Annotated in this window: 14 protein-coding genes; 13 read left to right on the forward strand and 1 reads right to left on the reverse strand. The window is 65.8% G+C overall.

What is annotated here, in order from left to right:
- The first annotated feature begins 5 nt into the window (after positions 1-5).
- Both HH302_RS01105 and HH302_RS01110 read left to right on the forward strand, forming a co-directional pair.
- Positions 6-980 carry a hypothetical protein gene (locus HH302_RS01105; RefSeq protein ID WP_172196944.1) on the forward strand — a complete coding sequence of 325 codons (975 nt, stop codon included), beginning with the start codon at positions 6-8 and terminating at the stop codon, positions 978-980.
- Between the two features lie 90 nt (positions 981-1,070).
- Positions 1,071-2,036, forward strand: a complete 966-nt coding sequence (locus HH302_RS01110) for a hypothetical protein (RefSeq protein ID WP_172196946.1) — start codon at positions 1,071-1,073, stop codon at positions 2,034-2,036.
- Positions 2,037-2,661: 625 nt separating this feature from the next.
- Here HH302_RS01110 and HH302_RS01115 read toward each other — a convergent pair.
- Entirely contained in the window at positions 2,662-4,137 is a 1,476-nt protein-coding gene (locus HH302_RS01115; RefSeq protein ID WP_172196948.1) for an aminoacyl-histidine dipeptidase, read from the reverse strand.
- 219 nt (positions 4,138-4,356) lie between these two features.
- Here HH302_RS01115 and HH302_RS01120 point away from each other — a divergent pair, with 219 nt between their 5' ends.
- The 11 genes from HH302_RS01120 (at position 4,357) to HH302_RS01170 (ending at position 19,943) form a co-directional block, all read left to right on the forward strand.
- Positions 4,357-5,310 (forward strand): MBL fold metallo-hydrolase, encoded by a 954-nt coding sequence (locus tag HH302_RS01120; RefSeq protein WP_172196950.1) that lies wholly within the window; start codon positions 4,357-4,359, stop codon positions 5,308-5,310.
- On the forward strand, positions 5,307-6,101 hold the full coding sequence (gene tcdA, locus HH302_RS01125; RefSeq protein ID WP_206253848.1) for a tRNA cyclic N6-threonylcarbamoyladenosine(37) synthase TcdA: 795 nt from the start codon (positions 5,307-5,309) through the stop codon (positions 6,099-6,101). Before HH302_RS01120 ends, tcdA begins: the two co-directional genes overlap by 4 nt.
- Before the next feature lie 22 nt (positions 6,102-6,123).
- Complete coding sequence (locus tag HH302_RS01130; protein ID WP_172196954.1) at positions 6,124-6,492, forward strand: sirohydrochlorin chelatase; 369 nt, start codon at positions 6,124-6,126, stop codon at positions 6,490-6,492.
- A gap of 93 nt (positions 6,493-6,585) precedes the next feature.
- Positions 6,586-10,794, forward strand: coding sequence for a PAS domain S-box protein (locus HH302_RS01135; protein ID WP_172196956.1), 4,209 nt, complete (start codon positions 6,586-6,588; stop codon positions 10,792-10,794).
- Positions 10,795-10,796: 2 nt separating this feature from the next.
- Positions 10,797-11,705 (forward strand): response regulator, encoded by a 909-nt coding sequence (locus HH302_RS01140; RefSeq protein ID WP_172196958.1) that lies wholly within the window; start codon positions 10,797-10,799, stop codon positions 11,703-11,705.
- Positions 11,702-13,237, forward strand: a complete 1,536-nt coding sequence (locus HH302_RS01145; protein ID WP_172196960.1) for a SpoIIE family protein phosphatase — start codon at positions 11,702-11,704, stop codon at positions 13,235-13,237. The genes HH302_RS01140 and HH302_RS01145 overlap by 4 nt, the downstream gene beginning before the upstream one ends.
- Before the next feature lie 88 nt (positions 13,238-13,325).
- Positions 13,326-15,746 (forward strand): ATP-binding protein, encoded by a 2,421-nt coding sequence (locus tag HH302_RS01150; protein WP_172196962.1) that lies wholly within the window; start codon positions 13,326-13,328, stop codon positions 15,744-15,746.
- 59 nt (positions 15,747-15,805) lie between these two features.
- Positions 15,806-16,384, forward strand: coding sequence for an ANTAR domain-containing response regulator (locus HH302_RS01155; RefSeq protein ID WP_172196964.1), 579 nt, complete (start codon positions 15,806-15,808; stop codon positions 16,382-16,384).
- Between the two features lie 461 nt (positions 16,385-16,845).
- Complete coding sequence (locus HH302_RS01160; RefSeq protein ID WP_206253843.1) at positions 16,846-18,105, forward strand: CmpA/NrtA family ABC transporter substrate-binding protein; 1,260 nt, start codon at positions 16,846-16,848, stop codon at positions 18,103-18,105.
- A gap of 88 nt (positions 18,106-18,193) precedes the next feature.
- Positions 18,194-19,129, forward strand: coding sequence for a nitrate ABC transporter permease (gene ntrB, locus HH302_RS01165; RefSeq protein WP_253945975.1), 936 nt, complete (start codon positions 18,194-18,196; stop codon positions 19,127-19,129).
- A gap of 19 nt (positions 19,130-19,148) precedes the next feature.
- The gene (locus tag HH302_RS01170; RefSeq protein ID WP_172196968.1) at positions 19,149-19,943 is read left to right on the forward strand and encodes an ABC transporter ATP-binding protein; all 795 of its coding nucleotides are present in this window, start codon (positions 19,149-19,151) and stop codon (positions 19,941-19,943) included.
- Positions 19,944-19,974 lie beyond the last annotated feature (31 nt).

Below are 19,974 nucleotides of genomic sequence, written 5' to 3' on the forward strand. Positions count from 1 at the left end.
AGACCATGGAACGCAACCTGAGCCGCGAGGCCCACCTCTGGTACACGATCACCTCGCCGGAATATATGGACCGCGCACGCGATCACCTGCAAGCCGCGGTCAACATCATGATTCCGCAGGCGAAAACCCACCCCTTCATCGTCGACTACGCGCCCGTGCCCTATTGGGGCGGGCGCATGGAGGATCTACTGCGCACCTACGCCAATGCACGGGCGCTGCTGGTGCAGGGCGAGTATGGCGAGATGATCGGCTGGGGGGGGGCGCTCATGAACATCCCGCGCGGCCTTAAGGAAGGCAACATGAACTGGATGAGCTCAGGGGTGGATGTCTTTATGGACGAGCTCAACTCTGCCTATAGCGTCTGCAGCGACTTCAACTTTGCTTTGACGATGAGCCAGATGTTCAAGGATGACGCGTACAAGGTGGGCCAGAAAGACTGGCGTGTCTGCGTTCCTGAAGACATGGGCATCGTCGGCGACCACATCACCTTCTACTACGAAGATCTGTTCGCCGAGTGCCCGGCCGAGATCCCGGAATATAGCGCAGACAAGACCGTCTCCTGCAAGACCGGAGACATTGTTCCGTGGACTGGCGTCTGGGTGCCGGCGGACGGCATGGGCAAAGCCGCTTTGGCCTTTGCTCGCAAACACATTCAGATCATGCAGCCCGCTTATCACCTGATCCGTGAAGACGAAGACACCGGCGACGAGGAGTACGACATCGTCGAATGTACCTGGCACCCGGTGAAACCGACCGGGCGAATGATTCCCTTCCCTGGGCCGTTCAGGCATGACGAGGATGAGGCGGGCACCAACGGCCCGCTGCGCTGCCCCGCCGGTCAGCCCTGCCCGCAAGCGGGCTGGTGGAGTTCCCCGGCCGAAGAGGACTCGCGTCGGCAGTTCGCGGCGGGCGAGGTGATGCCCGATTTCGGCAGCGACTACGGCGCAACGATCTGGCAGTGGGATCTGGATCAGGGCTGACAGAGGCCGGCTGGTGGGGTGGGGCTACAAGGACTTCGAAGACCGGCACGATCTGATCGGTCTGCCCAACCCGATGAAGGAATGAAGACCATGGAACGCAACCTGAGCCGCGAGGCCCACCTCTGGTACACGACCACCTCGCCGGAGTACATGGACCGCGCGCGCGATTACCTGCAAGCCGCGGTCGACATCATGATTCCGCAGGCCAAGGCTCACCCCTTCATCGCCGACTACGCGCCCGTGCCGTACTGGGGGGAACGCATGGAAGAGTTGTTGCGCACCTACGCCAACGCGCGGGCGCTGCTGGTGCAGGGCGAGTACGCCGAGATGATCGGCTGGGGTGGGGGACTGATGAACATCCCGCGCGGCCTTCAGGAAGGCAACATGAACTGGATGGGCGCGGATGTTGATGTCTTGATGAACAGACTCGATTTGGCATATGGCTGCTGCAGTGCCTTCAATCGCGCACTCACCATGAGCCAGTACTTCAAAGATACCAAAATTGTTTCAGGCGCCGTAGATTGGCGCTGCTACACCGCGGATCATGGATATGGCGGCACGGATATTCTGTTTCGCGAGGACTCGGTCTACCCGGTTCGTCCTGCGGAGATTCCCGAGTACGCGCCTGACAAATCGGTCTCGTGCAAGACGGGGGACATTGTTCCGTGGACCGGCGTGTGGGTGCCGGCGGATGGCATGGGTAAAGCGGCGCTGGCCTTTACGCGCAAACACATCCAGATCATGCAGCCAGCCTACCCGGTGATCAGCGAAGACGAGGAAACCGGCTATCAGGAGTTCGAGGTCGTCGAATGCGTCTGGCACCCGGTGAAGCCGGCGGGGCGAATGGTGCCTTTGCCCCCGCCTCGTGAAGGCGCGGAGCCTGACGAAACTGGCCCGCTTCGCTGCCCCGCCGGCCAGCCCTGCCCGCAAGCGGGCTGGTGGTTTACTGCCGCTAAGGTCGATTCACGCCGGCAGTTCGGAGCGGGAGAAGTCATGCCAGAACTGGGAGGTGACTATGGTGCGACGATCTGGCAGCGGGATTTGAATCAAAGTTGACGATAGCGCGGCTGCGACAAGCCTCGGCGGCGTTGCTGTGGTGCTCAGTTTCGCCGCGAGGGTGGAAGCGAGCAATATGGTCGGTGAGTGGGGCAATCCAATTGCATCGCTTCAATGTGAGCGTCTCGTCTCAAAATCAGGCGCTATCGCAGCGGCTACCGACTTGTTCCCGCAGAACACAGAACACCCGTTCATTCGTGTTGCACGAGCGTCTTCGTGAGTCAGAAGAAAATGAATAGAGACACTTACACGGCTCAGAATGCGACGTGGGCGCGGCCGTCCGACCGTCAGATCGAGACGTTCTTTCGTGACAGGGTTAACTTCTATGCGGGCATGCGAGTGTCCGCAATCATCTATGCCATGGGGCCCTTCGACTCGGAAGCTGATTGGGATTTTGGGCGTCGGGTTTACGAGTGGCGCCGACCGAGCATGCGGACTCGCGTTATTACGCGGTCAGCGTACGTTGAGGTCATCGAGTTTACCAATGAGCATTCCGCAGGAACAACAGCGGAAGTTCTCTGGCATATTCCCGAATGAGTCGTCGCCTGCCGTCCGCCAAACCAGTTGCGCCGTTGCAGGTGCTTTGACAACGGCGCAACCGTCAAATCGGTTAGCAGGTCTTCTCCTAGGCGTCTGCAGTCGGAATGTTTGCCACCACCGCCGTCAGCAGCTTCCAGCACTTCGCCACCGACTCGATGTTGACCCGTTCGCCCGGTGCGTGGGCGCCGCGGATATCGGGGCCGAAGGAGATGATGTCGAGGTCGGGGTATTTGGATTTGAGGATGCCGCACTCCAGCCCGGCGTGAATCACTTTGACGGCCGCGGGGCCGGTGGTGAATTCGTGCTGGTAGACCCTCTGGAATAGTTTGAGCAGGTCGGAATCGGGGTTGGGTGCCCAGCCCGGATAGCCACCTTCGGTCTGCACCGCGGCGCCGGCGAGTACGAAGAGGCTCTCGATTTCGGCGGCGAGCGCCTGAACGCCGGAATCCAGCAGCGAACGCACCATCAGGTTTGCAAAGCCCTGGCCGTCCGCGATCTTGACCACGCCGAGATTGTTCGAGGTTTCGACGACGCCGGCGACGCGCTGGCTCATGCGTCGCACGCCATGCGGCGCGGCGTGCAGTGCGGCGAGGATGCGTTGCTGGTCGGTGGCGTCGATGGCTTGTTGGGCGAGGCCGTTCGCGGGGCCGAAACGGACGCTGACGCCGTCATCCACGCCGGCGAGCTCGCCGCGTACCAGCAGATCGAAGTCTTCCACGCGGCTGGCAACGCGCTCGGCTTGGGCGATCGGCAAGGCGATCCGCGCACGGGCCTCGCGCGCGAGGGCATTGCGGGCGCTGCCGCCGTCGAGTTCGACCAGCCGGACGTCCTTGCCGAAGCGGCCTTCCAGCCCGCGTAGCAAGCGCACCAACAACTTGATCGCGTTGCCGCGCTCGAGATGGATATCGACGCCGGAATGCCCGCCACGCAGGCCGCCGACTTCGATCTCATAGCAGGCGAAGCCTTCGGGTAGCGCTTCGAAGGCGTAGGTGAAGCTCACGTTGACGTCGATGCCACCGGCACAGCCGAGGTAGAACTCGCCCCATTCCTCGGTGTCGATGTTGATCATCAGACTGCCTTGCAGCAGACCGGGCTCCAGGCCCAGCGCACCGCCCATGCCGGCCTCTTCGTCCACCGTGAGCAGGACTTCGAGCGGCGGGTGAGGCACATCGCTGGATTCGAGCAGGGCAAGTGCGAGCGCTACGCCGATGCCGTTGTCGGCGCCCAGCGTGGTGTTCGGCGCGATCAGCCAGCCGTCCTGCAGTTCGGCGCGGATCGGGTCGCGGTGGAAGTCGTGTTCGGTGGCGTGGTTCTTCTGGCACACCATGTCGAGGTGCCCTTGCAGCACGACACCGGGCCGGTCTTCCATGCCGTGTGTTGCCGGCTTTCGGATGATCAGGTTGCCGGCGGCGTCCACGTGTGTCGCCAACGCGCGTGTCTCTGCCCAGCTGCGGATCGCATCGCGCAAGGGCCCTTCGTGTTTGGAGGGGCGCGGCGTGTTGAGCAGGGTCGAGAAGTGGCGCCAGACGGCGGCGGGTTCGAGTTGGTCGAGTGCGGGCATCGCGGGTCCTGGATTCGGTCTGTGTGCCAGCGCGAACCACTCGGCGGGTAGCCGGGGAACGCGCAGCGGTGGTGCCGGCGGGCGCTGTGCGCGGCGCTTCGGCGGCCGGCCCGGTCGGGCAGGCGCTGCATGGTAGCCCGGCGGCGCACGGTCGGCGACAGTCGTTGCGACGGCTGACCGGTAGAATTGCGACATTCGGCTTTGGCGAGGGAGTAGGGGATGTCTTTCGTGACTGCGCAGGGGCGGGGGGTGTTCGCGATCGATTCGGGCTATGTGCGGCCGATGCTCGATGCGATTCACCTGGTCGTGTCCGATGACGGGCGTGCCGCGCTTGTCGACACCGGCACCGTCCATGCGGTGCCGCGCGTGCTCGATGCGCTGGCGGCGCGAGGCCTGGCGCCGGAGTCGGTCGACTGGATCTGCCTCACGCATGTGCATCTGGACCATGCGGGTGGCGCTGGTGCGCTGGCGCGTGTGCTGCCCAAGGCCAAGGTGGCGGTGCATGCGCGCGGCTCGCGCCACATGGCGGATCCGTCCAAGCTCTGGGCTGGTACCGTTGCGGTCTATGGCCAGGCCAACGCCGAGGCCTTGTATGGCGAACTGGTCGCGGTGCCCGAGGCGCGCATCGTCGAGGTGGGCGAGGGCGACTCGGTGCGTTTCGGTTCGCGGGTGTTCCACGTACTCGACACGCCGGGCCATGCGAAACACCACGTCTGCTACCACGACCCCGCGAGCCAGGGCATCTTCACCGGTGACACCTTCGGCCTGACCTATCGCGAGATGGATGGTGCCGACGGTCGCGCCAATATCTTCGCCACCACCACGCCTGTGCATTTCGACCCGGCCGCGCTGCACGACTCGATCGATCGCCTGCTCGCCTTGCAGCCCGCCTGCATCTACCCCACGCATTACAGCCGCAGCGCCGATGTGCCGCGGCTCGGTGCGACGCTGCACCGGTTGATCGATGCCCATGTACAGGCCTGCGACGGCATCGACCCAACCGCTGCCGATGCCCATGCAGTACTGGTGAAGCGGCTTGAAGCGATCGCGCTGGCCGAGGCTGCCTCGGCCGCATGGGGCGTTCAGGGCGAAGCGGCGCTGCAGTTGCTCGAAGGCGATCTCGATCTCAATGCGCAGGGGTTGCTCGTATGGCTGCAGACGCGAGCGCAATGAAGACCGATGCCCCATTGCCGCAGACCGAAGCGCCGGATCTGGACCGCCGCTTCGGCGGTGTCGCGCGCCTATATGGCGACGAGGGCCGTGCGCGCCTCGCCGCGGCCCATGTGTGCGTGATCGGCGTCGGCGGTGTGGGCACCTGGGCGGTGGAAGCGCTGGCGCGCAGCGCGGTCGGCGCGATCACGCTGATCGACCTGGATGTGATCGCCGAATCCAACACCAACCGCCAACTGCACGCGCTGGACCCGGATTGGGGGCTCGCGAAGGTCGAGGCGATGGCGCGCCGCATCCGCGCGATCAACCCGGCCTGTCGCGTGACGACCGTGGATGATTTCGTCACCACCGACAACCTCGCGCAGCTCGTGACCGGCTTCGACCATGTGATTGACGCGATCGACAGCGTGCGCGTGAAAACCGCGCTGGCCGCCCATTGCGTGGCGCAGCGGCTACCGCTGGTGATCTGCGGCGCCGCGGGCGGCCAGATCGATCCGACCCGCGTGGCGGTGGATGACCTCTCGCGCACCGTGCAGGACCCGTTGCTCGCCAAGGTGCGCGGCAACCTGCGCAAGCAGCACGGTTTTACGCGCGACCCGAAGAAGAAGTTCGGCATCCGCGCGGTGTATTCAACCGAACCGCTGCGTTACCCTGAAGCCGCATGCGCGCCCGATGCGGCCGGGCCGCAGGGGCTGAACTGCGCCGGCTTTGGCTCCAGCGTGTGCGTGACCGCGAGTTTCGGCTTCTTCGCTGCGGCGGAAGTGCTCAATGCGCTCACTGCGGCCAAACCATGAACCCCTCACCCGGAGCAAAGCCATGAGCACCGCCATCCTGCTGTTCGCCCACGGTGCCCGCGATCCCGAATGGGCTCGGCCGCTTGAAAAGCTGGCGACTGCGGTGCGCGCGCTGCGCCCGCATGTGACGGTGCAGCCCTGTTTCCTGGAATTCATGTCGCCGGACCTCGCCACCGCGATCGACAGCGCCGTGGCGGCTGGGGCCTTGCGGATCGAGGTAGTGCCTGTGTTCCTGGCTGCCGGCGGTCATGTGAAGCGCGATCTGCCGGCCATGCTGGACGCGGCCCGCGCGCGGCACCCGGGGGTGACGATCGTGCTCTCCGGCGTGCTGGGCGAGGCCGAGTCCGTGATCGCCGCGATGGCCGCCCACGTTGTCGGGCTCGCCGGCTAGCCACGCCTGCTCAAGCACTGCCGGCCCCTGCCGTAGACCCGCAAGGGAGGAGGCGCGTCGCACCGCTAGGCGGCGCCCTGGCATCGCGGCCGCGTGAACACACATCAGAGCAACGAAGGCGGTGGTTTGATCGAGGCGGGCGCGCGGCGTTCGCTGCTGCCGGCCGTGCTGATTGCCATGGCCGCATTGCTCGCTGGGCTCGCTGTGACGGCCTGGCTGTGGCGTGAGCGGGTTGAGGGCGAACGGGAGGCCTTCGAACGGAATTTCCATGCGACAGCGCAGGAGGTGATCTCCCGCATGGACACCGACGTCGGCAGCGCGCTGACGATCGCGCGTGCGATGGCGGCGTCGATTCGACTCCTGCCCGCCTTGAGCGTCGATGATTGGCGCAGCCTCCAGAAGGATGTGCAGGTCGATCGCATCGAACCGCCGATCGCTGCGCTGATGCTGGTCGATCTGGCCAGCCCTGAAGCGGCCGACATGCGCCTGCGCTTCGATTACCTGACCAACCCTTCGTCAGGCGCGTTTTCGGCGTCCGACCCGTGGTTGTTGCGACTCGCGCAGGGCGCCAGCGCACGTGCCCTGCTGGCCAACGATGCAGCGGTTGCGACAGGCGGTGACACACGCCCCGGGGGCGCCTCGCTGGCGGTGCTGGCGGTGCCGGTGACGCGCGGATCGGTGTTGCTGATGTTCATCGATGCGCAGCGCTGGCTCAACGCGCGCGGCGCGATCCTCACGCAGGATGCTGCCGTTCGGGCGGTTGAGATTGTCGGCGCCGGGCATGACCGGCCGATTGCCGAGACATCGCACTACCCGCGCGAGGCCGACACGACCGAGGTCGGGGTCTTCACGCTGGGTGAGCAGCGCTGGGCCTTTGAGGTGGCCGCACTGTCGGAGCCGCCGGGCTACCTGGCGCGCCTGGGTCTGTTGGTGCCTGGCCTGGTTGCAAGCCTGGCGCTCGCCGCGGTGCTGTTCTCGCTCGCCGCGCGAAAGGGGCTCGCGGATCGCGTGGTGGCGCGGGTGCGGCGCGATCTCGCCGACACCGAACGCCGTTTCGAGCGGGCCGTGGCCGCAAGCGAAGACGGCATCTGGGAGTACCAGCGGGCCTCCGGGCGCTGGCTGTTGTCGCCGCAAGCGTGCGCAATGCTTGGGCTCGCGCCGCGGCGCGAAGGCTTCGGCCTGGCCGCGCTGATCGCGCGGGTGCTGCGGGAGGATCGTGCTGCGCTGGTTCGCGCCTTGCGCGAGGCGGCCACCGCGCGGGGTGCGCTGGATGTTGAATGCCGTGTACAGGCGCAGGACGGCGGCATCCGCTGGATCCGCGTGCGCGGTCAGGCCAGCGCACCGGAGCGTGGCAACGAAGGTTCCGTGATTGGCGCGCTGTCGGACGTAAGCCTGCACCGCCGTCTTGCCGAGCGCCTATCGGATCAACAGGCCTTTCTGTCGCGGGTGCTCGATGTGGTGCCGGTGCCGATTGCCGTCAAGGCGCGCGACGGCGAGATCCAGCTGGTTAACAAGGCGTTCGAGCGGGCGTTGGGGCTCGCCCGCAGCCTGACCATCGGCCGTACCACGACGGAGGTTGCAACGCCTCAGATCGCATCGCAGATGGCGGCGCTGGAGGCCATGCTGCGCCGGCCGGGCGACTCGGTCGAAGCGCGCATGTGGCTGGATCTGCCGGCCGGGCATCGGCATCTGCGCGTGGCGCGCACGCTGTGCGAGGGCGCCGACGGCCGTGACATGGTGGTGGCCAGCTATGTGGACATCACGGACGAAACCCATGCCGAGGCGCGTGAGGTCGCCTTCCGCAATTACCTGCAAGGCCTCATCAACGCGATGCCGCATGCCTTCTTCGTCAAGGATGCGAACTCGCGCTTCATCATGGTCAACCCGGCCTTCTGTCGCATGTACGAGCAGGACGGGGCCGAGGTGATTGGCAAGACCCCGTTCGAGGTCTATAGCGATCCGGCGCTGGCGGCGTCACAGTTCGAGGACGATCAACTGGTACTCGCCGGCGGCGAGATCCGTGGTCGCGAACTGCGCTTCCATACCCCTGCCGGCACGTTGCGCGTGACCCGGGTACACAAGGCGCGCTGCCTCGACCCGGAAGGCAACCCGTTGATCACGGGTGTGGTGACCGACGTCAGCGACCTGGTGGCTGCGCAGGAAGGCCAACGCGAGGTGATCGAGCGGCTCGATGCCCTCTATCGCAATGCGCCGTTCGGGCTGGCCCTGGTCGACGAGACGGGCCGCTTCCTGCAGGCCAACCCGGCCTTCTGCGACATGCTTGAAACCAGCGAAGCCGCGTTGCGCGAACGTACGCTCGATAGCCTGAGCCCGCCGGAACTGCGGCGCGATCACCGAGGGCGGCTGGCGGCCTTGCTCGCGTGCGGCCGACTGGCGCCCTTCGAGACTCGCTTCCGCGGTGAGTCGCGCGAGCTTGCGGTGCGCGTCGCCGGCGCGGGCCTTGGGCATACCCGGCGCGGATTCCAGCTTGCCTGGACGATTGTCGAGGACATCAGCGAGCGCGTGGCCGCAGCGGCGGCACTGACTGCGTCCGAGCACCGCTGGCAGTTTGCGCTTGAGGGGGCGGGCGATGGCGTGTGGGACTGGGACCTCACGCGCAATCGTGTCTATTTCTCCCCCCGCTGGAAGGCGATGCTGGGCTACGCGGAACAGGAGATCGGCGACGAACTGCTCGAATGGGAGTCCCGCGTTCACCCGGATGATCTGCCGGTCGCCCTGGCGCAGATCCAGCAACACCTGCGCGGTGAGACGCGGGTGTATTCATCCGAGCATCGGATGCGCTGCCGCGATGGCAGCTGGAAGTGGATTCTCGATCGCGGCCAGATCATCGAGCGGGATGGCGAAGGGCGCGCCCTGCGTTTGATCGGCACCCATACCGACATCACCGCGCGCAAGGCGGCTGAGGATGCGCTGCGACGCAGCACCGCCATGCTCAGCGCGATCAGCGCCGCGCAAGAGTCCTTCATTCGCGCGCCCGACGCGGGGCGCGCGTTCGACGGATTGCTCGCCGACGTATTGCATTTTGCCGACAGCGAAATGGGATTCATCGGCGAGGTGGTTCAGCGTGAGGCGGGCAGCGTGCTGCGAATTCACGCTGTCGCGCATGGCGAAAAGAACCTTGATGCGCAAGCCTTCTATCGCGCTCATGCAAACGACCTGCTGGAGTTCCACAACCCCGATACCCTGATCGGGGCCGTGCTGCGCAGTGGCGACACGGTGATTGCGAATGACCCGCCGCGCGATCCGCGCGCGGGCGGGTTGCCGCCCGGGCACCCGCCGCTGACGAGCTTTCTCGGGCTGCCCGTGCGATACGGCAAACATGTGGTCGGCGTGGTCGGCGTTGCCAACCGGCCCGGCGGCTATCGTCCCGAGGACTGCGCTGCGCTCGAACCGCTGCTGCGTACCTTCGGCGAGATCATCAATGCGCGTACCACCGAACTCGCCCGTCGTGCGGCGGAGGCGGAGCTGGCCCAGCACCGCGATCGCCTCGCCGAGCTGGTGCGCGAGCAGACCGCAGACCTCGTCGCCGCCAAGGAGAGCGCTGAAGCGGCGAACGAGGCCAAGAGCGCCTTCCTGGCCAACATGAGCCACGAACTTCGCACGCCGCTGCATGCGATCCTGTCCTTCGCGCGGCTGGGCGACTCCAAGGTCGGGCGTGCGGCGGAAGATCGGCTGCGGGAATACTTCCAGCGCATCGCAACCAGCGGTGAGCGCCTGCTCAACCTGCTCAACGATCTGCTCGATCTGGCCAAGCTGGAGTCCGGCCACATGCGTATCGAGATCTCGGCCGTGCAGCTCGAGGCGCTGGTTCGCGACACGATCGCCGAGTACGAAGCCTGGTTTGCCGCCAAGCACCTGCAGGTGGACGTCCGTCTTGCCTCAGGCGCGCTTGTCGCCTGGGCGGACCCGGTGCGCTTCGGCCAGGTGCTGCGCAACCTGCTTTCCAACGCGGTGAAGTTCTCGCCCGACGGCGGCTCGGTCCGGCTGGCGCTTGAGCCGGCGATGCTGCATGGCCCGGGCGGTGTCGAAATTGATGCGGTCGAACTGAGCGTGCGCGACGACGGCATCGGTATTCCGGAATCCGAACTCGAAACCGTGTTCGACAAGTTCGTCCAGAGCAGCAAGACGCACACCGGCGCAGGTGGCACTGGTCTGGGTCTCGCAATTTCCAGAGAGATTGTCGCCGCCCATGGCGGCGTGATCTTCGCTCGCAACAATCCTGATGGCGGCGCGACCTTCGTCGTGCGCCTGCCCGCCGTCAGGGATCTGCCGAAGGAGTAAGCATGTCCCGCTCGCGCATCCTGGTCGTCGACGATGAGCCCTTCAACCTGGAGATCATCTGCGACTACCTTGAAGACTGCGACTACGACCTGGTGACGGCGCAGGACGGTGCCAGTGCCCTGGCGCATCTCGAGGACCCGGCGCAGCGCTTCGACGTGCTGGTGCTGGACCGCATGATGCCGGGCATCAGCGGCATGGAGGTCCTGCGGCGCGTAAAGCAGCACGAGCGCCTCAAGGCGATCCCGGTGATCATGCAAACCGCCGCAGCGACGCCCGATCAGGTGCGCGAAGGCCTGGCCGCCGGCGCCCACTACTACCTGACCAAGCCTTTCGAATGCGATTCGTTGCGCGCGGTGATCCGCACCGCACTGGACGACCAGCGGCGGCGCGCCGAACTTGCGGATCGCATCCACGAGCATGTGGTCGCGATGCAGATGATCGACCGGGCGGAGTTCTCGGTACGCACACTGGAGGAAGCGGCCGCGGTGGCGACCACGGCAGCCCTGGTCTGCTCACGCCCCGAGGCGGTGGCGATGGGCCTTGCCGAGCTGCTGGTCAACGGGGTTGAGCATGGCAACCTCGGAATCGACTTCGAGGCCAAGGGCGCACTGAAGGAATCCGGTACCTGGGCGGACGAGGTGCGAAAACGGCTCAGCGCGCCGCAGAACCTCGCCAAGCGGGTGCGGCTCACGGTGCAGCGCGATGGTGCCCGCTGGCACTTTCATGTGCGCGACGATGGGCCGGGTTTCGACTGGCAGCGTTTCATCGAACTGGACCCGTCACGGGCGTTTGCGCCGAACGGCCGCGGCATCGTGCTGGCGCGGCAGATCGCGTTTGACGAGGTGCGCTACGACGGCTGCGGCAACGAAGTGCATGCCTGGTGCAGCGACGGCATGGAGGTGGGCGAATGAGTGCCAGCAACGAAATCCCCGCGGGGGCATGTCGCGTTCTGGTTGCCGATGACACCGCTGCCAACCGTACCCTGGTCCGCGCCTACCTGAGCCGGCTCGGCTTTGAAGTGCTGCTTGCCGAGAACGGCGAGCAAGCGCTGGAGACCTTTGCGCGCGAGCGCCCGGACATCATCCTGATGGACGTCATGATGCCGATCATGGATGGCCTGGAAGCCACGCGGCGGCTGCGCGCGGGCGACGGCGCCTCGGTGCCGATCGTGATGCTCTCGGCACTCGGCTCGGAAGGTGATGTGGTCGGCGGTCTGGACGCCGGTGCGGACGATTACCTCGTCAAGCCGCTGTCCTATCAGATCTTTGCCGCGAAGATGCGCACGGTGTACCGGGCGCTCAGTCTTCAGCGCCAGCGCGATGCCGCGGCCGAAGAGGTGCGCGCGATTTCGCTCGCAATGAGCGATGGTCTGGTGGTGTTCGACGCGGGCGGGCGGATGCGAACCGTCAACCCCGCGCTCTGTGCCATGCTCGGTCAGAGCGAAGCGACGATGATCGGCGCGCCGGTCTTCGGGCTCTTCGTGCCGCCAGGTGACCGCGAGTTGCTTCGCGCGATCGAACAATGCCAGTCGGGCGAGCAGCAACCGGCTCGCGAAGTCGCCGCGCTGGGGGTCGATGGCCAGGTGGTGCCGCTTGAACTGGCACTTTCCACGATGAGCGCCGCGCATGGAACGATGTATCTCGCGGTGCTGCGCAACATCTCCGAGCGCAAGCGGGCCGAGCGCGAGCTTGCGGCGTACACGCTCGAACTCAAGCACTACCACGATGAGGCTGAGCGCGAGAACGAACTCGCGCTCGAAATCCTGGAGCGGCAGATCCGTCGCGGTGGCCTGCAGGAACCCGGCATCGCGCACCGTGTGTTGCCTGCGCAGCGCTTTTCGGGCGACATCGTGCTTGCCCAGCGGGCACCGGACGGGCGTCTGTTCGCCTTGCTCGCTGACGCCACCGGCCATGGTCTCGGCGCCGCCGTCAGTGTGTTGCCGGCCGTGGCGGAGTTCTACCGCGCGGTCGCCACGTCGCCAACGCCGGGCGAACTGGTGGCATCGCTCAACAACGTACTGCAGGAATCGCTGCCGATCGGCCGCTTCGTCGCGGCTGCGCTGGTTTGCGTCGATAGTGCTGCCGGGCGTGTTCACGTGTGGGTGGGCGGCACGCCCGATGTGCTGCGGCTGGGGCCGACAGGCGAGGTACTTGAGCGCTACGCCTCGAGCGCGCTGCCCTTGGGTATCGACACGCTGACGCCGGAAGCCGCCGCCTGCGCAAGTAGCCCGGTCACACCCGGCGAACAGGTGCTGATCTTCTCCGACGGTTTGCTCGAAGCCGTCGGCGACGGCGGGGCGCAGTTCGGTTATGCCGGCGTCGAGGCCGCGCTGCGCGGCGGTGTGGCCGACGACCGTCTGGCTCAGCTGGAGCGCGAGGTGGCGCGGCACTGTGGCAACGCGGCGCCACACGACGATGTGTCCCTGCTGTTGATCAACGCCTGAGCCGCGTCCGCCACACTTGCTGCGGGCCGCGCCGCGCGGCCCGCGGCGCTTTTCACTATCATCGCGGCATGGCTCCCCCCAAGCTCCCATGTCGGGTCTGATCGAACCCTTGTCGCGCCGGCTCGACCGCTGGACCTCGACGCGCGTCGAGGCCCTCGTCGGCCTCGGCGGCCTTGCCGTCGTGGTTGTCGCATTGTTCGCCGCAATGGCACCGTTTCAGGAAGCGCGCGAGGCGCGCGAACGCGAAGCGCTGGCTCTGACCGGCCGCGCAGCGACCGATGTGCAGCGCGATCTGCTGCGCATGCTCGACGTCACCGACTTCGTGCTCGACCGTGCCGCGCGGCGTGTTTCGAACGGGGTGCGCGGGCCCAAGGCAGTGCAGGACGATCTGGCGAGCGACCTGAAGGACCTGCTCGGTGGGCTGGTCGTGTTCGACCAGCGCTTCCGTTTGATGGATGCAGCCCGCGGCGGCCCGCGCGACGCCAGCCTGCTTGCCGAGATCGCCGGCAAGGCCGCGCCGGATGTGCTCGACCTGCTGCCCGCCACCGACGACCGCCTGTATGCGGTGCGCGTGTGGAGTGGCGATGCGATGGTCGACGAGACGGCGCCAGCGGGTGTCGTTGCGGAGATTTCGAAGACTGCGCTGCGCGAGATCCTGAGTGTCCACACCTTGCGTGGCGGTGGCGAAGCCTTTCTCTTGCGGCGCGGTGGTGAAGTGCTCGCACACAGCGGCGCCAGCGGGCCGGATCTGCCCGTGCGTTTGTCAGACAGTGTGCGCAAGGCGATCGAGCTGGGCCGGGAAACCGAGTTCTCAAGCGCTGACGACCGGCACCTGTTCGCGCTGCGGCGGCTCGCCGAATATCCGCTGCTCGTGGTGGTTGCCTTGGATGGTGCGGGCGTGCGGGCTGCGGTGGGTACGCCCGGCCGCATCCAGGGCTGGGGCTTCCTGTTGCTGGCGGGCTTCGCCTTCGGTACCACGCTGATGCTGATGGGCGCCACGCGTTCGATGCGACGCGCACGCCTGCGCGGCGAGCAGGAGTCGGCGCTGTTCGAGGCTTCACCCGACCCGATGCTGCTGGTGCGTCGCGACACGAGCGGCGACTTCCTGTGCGAGCGGATCAACCCGGTCGCACGCCGGCTGTTCCGCGCACAAGGTCGTACCGGCGATGTGCCGATCGGCGAGCTGTCGGCCGGGGAGACGCTGCGGCGAGCGTTGGAGCACATCGCGAGCCAGACGCGGCACAGCATCGGCGCCTTTGACCTGAGCGTGCCGCTGGACCGCGACAGTGCGCAGGTCGAGATCTCGGTGGTGGCGTTGCCCGCGTCGGAAGATCGCTTGCCGCGCTTCGCGATCATCGGCCGCGAACTGACCGCGCAGCGGCAGGCGGAGCGCGCGCTGCGCGAGCGATCGCTGCAGCTTGAAGCGATCATCGATTCCGCAATGGACGCGGTGCTGATCACCGATGCCTCGCGCCGCATCGTCATGTACAACAAGGCGGCCGAGAACATGTTCGGCTACCGCGCCGAGGAGACGATCGGCGAAGACGTGCTGATGCTGCTGCCGGAGCGCTATCGCAGCCTGCCGGCCGAGAAGATCCTGCTGCAGGCGCGGCGGCGCGCCAGTTGGCGGTTGCGCGGCGGCGCGCGGCCCTTGCTCGGGCGGCGTCGTAATGGCGAGGAGTTCCCGCTCGAACTCGCGCTGTCGCGCGTCGAACTGGGTGATGCCACGCTGTTCACGCTGATCCTTCGCGATATCACCGAACAGGTCGGCGCCGAGCTTGAGATCAGCGTGCTCAACGATTCGCTGGAGCAGCGCGTGATCGAACGTACCGCCGAGTTGCAGCGCGCCTACAAGGAAATGGAAGCCTTCTCGTATTCGGTGTCGCACGACTTGCGCGCGCCCTTGCGTGCGATTCACGGCTACACCTTTCTGCTGATCGACAGCGAGGGCGAGCGGCTGACGCAGGAGGGCCGCGGCCTGCTCGATCGCGTGATGAAGGCTTCGGTGCGGATGGGGGAGTTGATCGACGACTTCCTCGATTTCTCACGCGTGGGCCGTGCCGAGCTGACGCGGCAGAAGGTGGACATGGGGCGCCTGGTCGCCGAGGTGGTGTCCGATCTGCGCGTGCCGTACCCGGATACCCGCATCTCGGTCGGCCTCTTGCCCGCCGCCTACGGTGACCCGCGGCTGCTGCGGCAGGTATGGGTGAACCTGATCGGCAATGCGTTGAAATTTTCGTCGCACACCAATGAGCCCCGGGTGGATATCGGCGTCACGCAGGTGCGCGGGCAGGTGTACTACTACGTGTCCGACAACGGCATCGGCTTCGACATGAATTACGCCGACAAGCTGTTCGGCGTGTTCCAGCGATTGCATGCGTCGCGCGAATTCGAGGGCACCGGTATCGGGCTGGCGATCGTCAAGCGGATTGTCGAGCGGCACATGGGCGAGGTGGCTGCCGAAGGGGCGCCGGGGCAGGGCGCGACGATCTCGTTCACGATTCCCTGACCAGACAGGCTGGCACGCCGATTGCATTGTTTTGCGGCCAAACCCCCTGAGCCCAATCAATGCTGAGAGTCCTGATCGTCGACGAGTCCAAGGAGCGCGCACTGGATCTATGCCAGGGTGTCGCTGCTGCCGGCCACCTTGTGGCGGCAGTGCTGGCCGACGCGGCCGAGCTGGCAAAGCGGGTGCAGGAGATTCAGCCTGATGCGGTATTGATCAGCACCGAATCGCCCAGCCGCGACACACTCGAACACCTTGCCACGCTCGATCGCGATTACCCGCGACCGGTGATCGTGTTCTCGGGTGACGACGACGAATCCATCATCCGCCGCGCGATGCGCGCGGGTGTTGCGGCCTATGTGGTGGATGGCTTGGTGCCGGAGCGCGTCGAGTCGCTGATGAAAGTGGCGGTGGCGCGCTTCGAGGAATTCCAGGCCCTGCGCCGCGAGCGCGACGACGCCGAGCGCAAGCTATCGGACCGTATCGCGGTTGACCGGGCGAAGGGCATCCTGATGCAGGCGCGTGGTTTGTCAGAGGACGACGCCTACCATGCGCTGCGCAAGCTCGCGATGGAGCGCGGGCGGCGCATCGGCGAAGTGGCGCAGGACGTGATCGAGTCCGCCAAGCTGCTGATCGGCTAGAGGGCCTGCGCGCGAGCGCTTCCTGCACCGAGAACCGACACCCGGCAAAGGCCGGGTGTTTTCGTTTCTGGGGTGCCCCAGTGTGGTGCGCGCGGATGGTCGTGAGGTGCATGTTCGCACTGGCGCAGTGCAGCATTGATCCGGTGCGCCTTCATCGCGGTTTGCACCGCACAAGTGCCGAAAACCGAAGTCTCGCGATCGCGGCGCATACGAATTCCCGGGTTTCCCTGTTTTTTCTGTGGAAAATCCTTTAAAAACAATCGCATGAAATCGCTGGCACGTCGGTTGCAAAGGGCTGAGCAAGGCAGGCGCCAATGGCGGCGACTGCAGCGGTCCGAGGCCTGCCAATGACGGCAGCCCGGGCGGCAACGGACAAGGGCGTCCTCCGAGCGTGTTGTGCACGCACGGTGGGCGCCTTTTTGTTTTGCGGAAATCCTGACCCTTGCTGCGGAGAGACAACCATGATCGATCGCCCCTCGGACAATGAACTGAGCCGTCGCGGCTTCCTGCGCCAAACGCTCGCCCTCGGTGGTGCTGCGGCCGCCTCCAGCGTGATGCCGTTCTCCGGCGCCTGGGCCGCGGGCTCGGATGCCCCGGAGAAAAAGGAAGTCCGCATCGGCTTCATTCCGCTGACCGACTGCGCATCGGTCGTGATGGCTGCGGTGCAGAAGTTCGACGAGAAGTACGGCATCAAGATCATCGCCACGAAGGAAGCTTCCTGGGCCTCGATCCGCGACAAGCTCGTGAATGGCGAGCTCGACGCCGCGCATGTGTTGTACGGCCTGGTCTACGGCGTGCATATGGGCATCGGTGGCCCGAAGAAGGATATGGCGGTGCTCGCCACGTTGAACAACAACGGTCAGGCGATCACGCTGGGCAACAAGTTCCGCGACATGGGCGTGACCGATGGCGCTGCGCTGCAGAAGGCGGTTGCCGCGAAGCCGGGCGAATACACCTTCGCACAGACCTTCCCGACCGGTACGCACGCGATGTGGCTGTACTACTGGCTGGCCGCAAACGGCATCGATCCGATGAAGGATGTGAAGGTCATCACTGTGCCGCCGCCGCAGATGGTGGCCAACATGCGTGTCGGCAACATGGACGGTTTCTGTGTCGGTGAGCCGTGGAACAACCGCGCGATCATGGACAAGATCGGCTTCACCGCGGTCACCACGCAGGACATCTGGACCGACCACCCCGAGAAGGTGTTGGGCACCACCGCGGAGTTCGCGCAAAAGAACCCGAACACCGCGCGCGCAATGACCGCCGCGATCCTCGAAGCCGGCCGCTGGATCGATGCCTCGCTCGCCAATCGCCGCAAGACGGCCGAGACGATCGCACAGAAGTCCTACGTCAACACCGACATGGACGTGATCCTCGAACGCATGCTGGGCCGCTACCAGAACGGGCTGGGCAAGAGCTGGGACGACAAGAACCACATGAAGTTTTTCAACGACGGCGCGGTGAATTTCCCCTACCTGTCCGATGGCATGTGGTTCCTCACGCAGCACAAGCGCTGGGGTTTGCTCAAGGGCGAGGTGGACTACGCAGCTGTGGCCAAGTCGATCAACCGCATCGATATCTACAAGCAGGCGGCCGCCGCCGCGGGCGTGTCGCTGCCCAAGTCGGACATGCGCAGCAGCAAGCTGATCGACGGCGTGGTGTGGGACGGCAAGGACGCGAAGAAGTACGCCGGCAGCTTCAAGATCAAAGTTGCCTGACCTCGCCATCGACGCGGGCCGCGGTTTTCTGCGGCCCTGGGACCCCCTTACTGGCGCGGCCGCTGTGAGCCGCGCAGAGGAGCACAACATGAGCGCTGTTTCGATGACTGCCTCCAACCTCGCGGCCGAGCCGCTGGCCGTCGAGCCCCGCACGCACGCCCAAGCCGCCGCGACTTCCGAAACCTCCGCCGCGCCACAGGCGAAAGTGAGGCCAGCGCCAGCGCCGCGTTACCGCGCACCGCTGGGGCCGCGGGTGAACGCCGTGCTCAAGAAAGTGTTGCCGCCTTTGTTCGGCATCGGCCTGCTGCTGGGCGTATGGGCGATCGTGGCGATGAAGACGCAAGGTTTTCCTGGCCCGCTGCAGACTTGGGCCGCGGCGGTCGAGATCTTTGCTGACCCCTTCTATCGCAACGGCCCGAACGACCAGGGCATCGGTTGGAACATCCTGTCGTCGCTGCAGCGCGTCGGCATCGGCTTCGGCATCGCCGCGCTGGTTGGTATCCCGATGGGCTTCCTGATCGGCCGCTTCAACTTCCTCAACAGCATGCTCGATCCGCTGATCTCGCTGCTGCGCCCGGTCAGCCCGCTGGCATGGCTGCCGATCGGCCTGCTGGTGTTCAAGAAGGCCGACCCGGCGGCGACCTGGACGATCTTCATCTGCTCGATCTGGCCGATGATCCTGAACACCGCGCAGGGGGTGCAGCGCGTACCGCAGGACTACATGAACGTCGCACGGGTGCTGAACCTGTCGGAGTTCAAGATCATCACCAAGATCCTGTTCCCGGCCGTGCTGCCCTACATGCTGACCGGCATCCGGCTGTCGATCGGCACCGCGTGGCTGGTGATCGTGGCGGCCGAAATGCTCACCGGTGGCGTGGGTATCGGCTTCTGGGTGTGGGACGAGTGGAACAACCTGAAGGTCGAGCACATCGTGATCGCGATCTTCGTGATCGGCATCGTCGGCCTGATGCTGGAACAGGCGCTGCTGCTGATCGCCAAGCGCTTCTCCTACGGCAACAACTGATTCGCACCGGAGCCCCGTCATGAGCAAACCCATGGTGAAAGTCGAAAACGTCGGCATGGCTTTCGACACCAAGAGCGGGCGCTTCACCGCGCTGCGCGATATCGACCTGGCGATCGGCGAAGGCGAGTTCGTTTCGCTGATCGGCCACTCGGGCTGCGGCAAGAGCACGCTGCTCAACCTGATCGCCGGCCTTACGCTGCCGACCTCGGGCAACGTGATCTGCGCCGGGCGCGAAGTGGCCGGCCCGGGGCCGGAGCGCGCGGTGGTGTTTCAGAACCATTCGCTGCTGCCCTGGCTGACCTGCTTCGAGAACGTCTATCTGGCGGTCGAGCGCGTCTTTGGCACTCGCGAGCGCAAGGTGAAGCTCAAGCTGCGTGCCGAGGCCGCGCTGGAGATGGTGCACATGGAACATGCGATGCATAAGTACCCGCACGAAATCTCCGGCGGCATGAAGCAACGCGTGGGCATCGCGCGTGCCTTCGCGATGGAGCCCAAGGTGCTACTGATGGACGAGCCCTTCGGCGCGCTCGACGCCCTGACACGCGCAAGCCTGCAGGACGAGCTGATCGGGGTGATGGCGAAAACCGGCGCCACGGTGGTGATGGTGACTCACGATGTCGACGAGGCGGTGCTGCTGTCGGATCGCGTGGTGATGATGACCAACGGCCCGGCCGCGACGATCGGCGAGATCCTCGACGTGAACATCCCCAAACCGCGCAACCGGCTCGAACTCGCGCATGATCCGCAGTACGTCAGCTGCCGTGCCGCGATTCTGGAGTTCCTCTACCAGAAGCAGATGAAGAAGGCCGCCTGATCGGCCGGTCTTTCCGAGAGCAACGGCCCGC

Origin of the sequence: Niveibacterium sp. COAC-50, assembly GCF_013184235.1 — a bacterium.
Classification (GTDB): Bacteria; Pseudomonadota; Gammaproteobacteria; order Burkholderiales; family Rhodocyclaceae; genus Niveibacterium; species Niveibacterium microcysteis.

Bases quoted from the DNA above. Each gene is read 5' to 3' on its own strand.
- HH302_RS01105 (WP_172196944.1), top strand. From the start codon at position 6: ATGGAACGCAACCTGAGCCGCGAGGCCCACCTCTGGTACACGATCACC.
- HH302_RS01110 (WP_172196946.1), top strand. From the start codon at position 1,071: ATGGAACGCAACCTGAGCCGCGAGGCCCACCTCTGGTACACGACCACC.
- HH302_RS01115 (WP_172196948.1), bottom strand. From the start codon at position 4,137: ATGCCCGCACTCGACCAACTCGAACCCGCCGCCGTCTGGCGCCACTTC.
- HH302_RS01120 (WP_172196950.1), top strand. From the start codon at position 4,357: ATGTCTTTCGTGACTGCGCAGGGGCGGGGGGTGTTCGCGATCGATTCG.
- tcdA (WP_206253848.1), top strand. From the start codon at position 5,307: ATGAAGACCGATGCCCCATTGCCGCAGACCGAAGCGCCGGATCTGGAC.
- HH302_RS01130 (WP_172196954.1), top strand. From the start codon at position 6,124: ATGAGCACCGCCATCCTGCTGTTCGCCCACGGTGCCCGCGATCCCGAA.
- HH302_RS01140 (WP_172196958.1), top strand. From the start codon at position 10,797: ATGTCCCGCTCGCGCATCCTGGTCGTCGACGATGAGCCCTTCAACCTG.
- HH302_RS01145 (WP_172196960.1), top strand. From the start codon at position 11,702: ATGAGTGCCAGCAACGAAATCCCCGCGGGGGCATGTCGCGTTCTGGTT.
- HH302_RS01150 (WP_172196962.1), top strand. From the start codon at position 13,326: ATGTCGGGTCTGATCGAACCCTTGTCGCGCCGGCTCGACCGCTGGACC.
- HH302_RS01155 (WP_172196964.1), top strand. From the start codon at position 15,806: ATGCTGAGAGTCCTGATCGTCGACGAGTCCAAGGAGCGCGCACTGGAT.
- HH302_RS01160 (WP_206253843.1), top strand. From the start codon at position 16,846: ATGATCGATCGCCCCTCGGACAATGAACTGAGCCGTCGCGGCTTCCTG.
- ntrB (WP_253945975.1), top strand. From the start codon at position 18,194: ATGAGCGCTGTTTCGATGACTGCCTCCAACCTCGCGGCCGAGCCGCTG.
- HH302_RS01170 (WP_172196968.1), top strand. From the start codon at position 19,149: ATGAGCAAACCCATGGTGAAAGTCGAAAACGTCGGCATGGCTTTCGAC.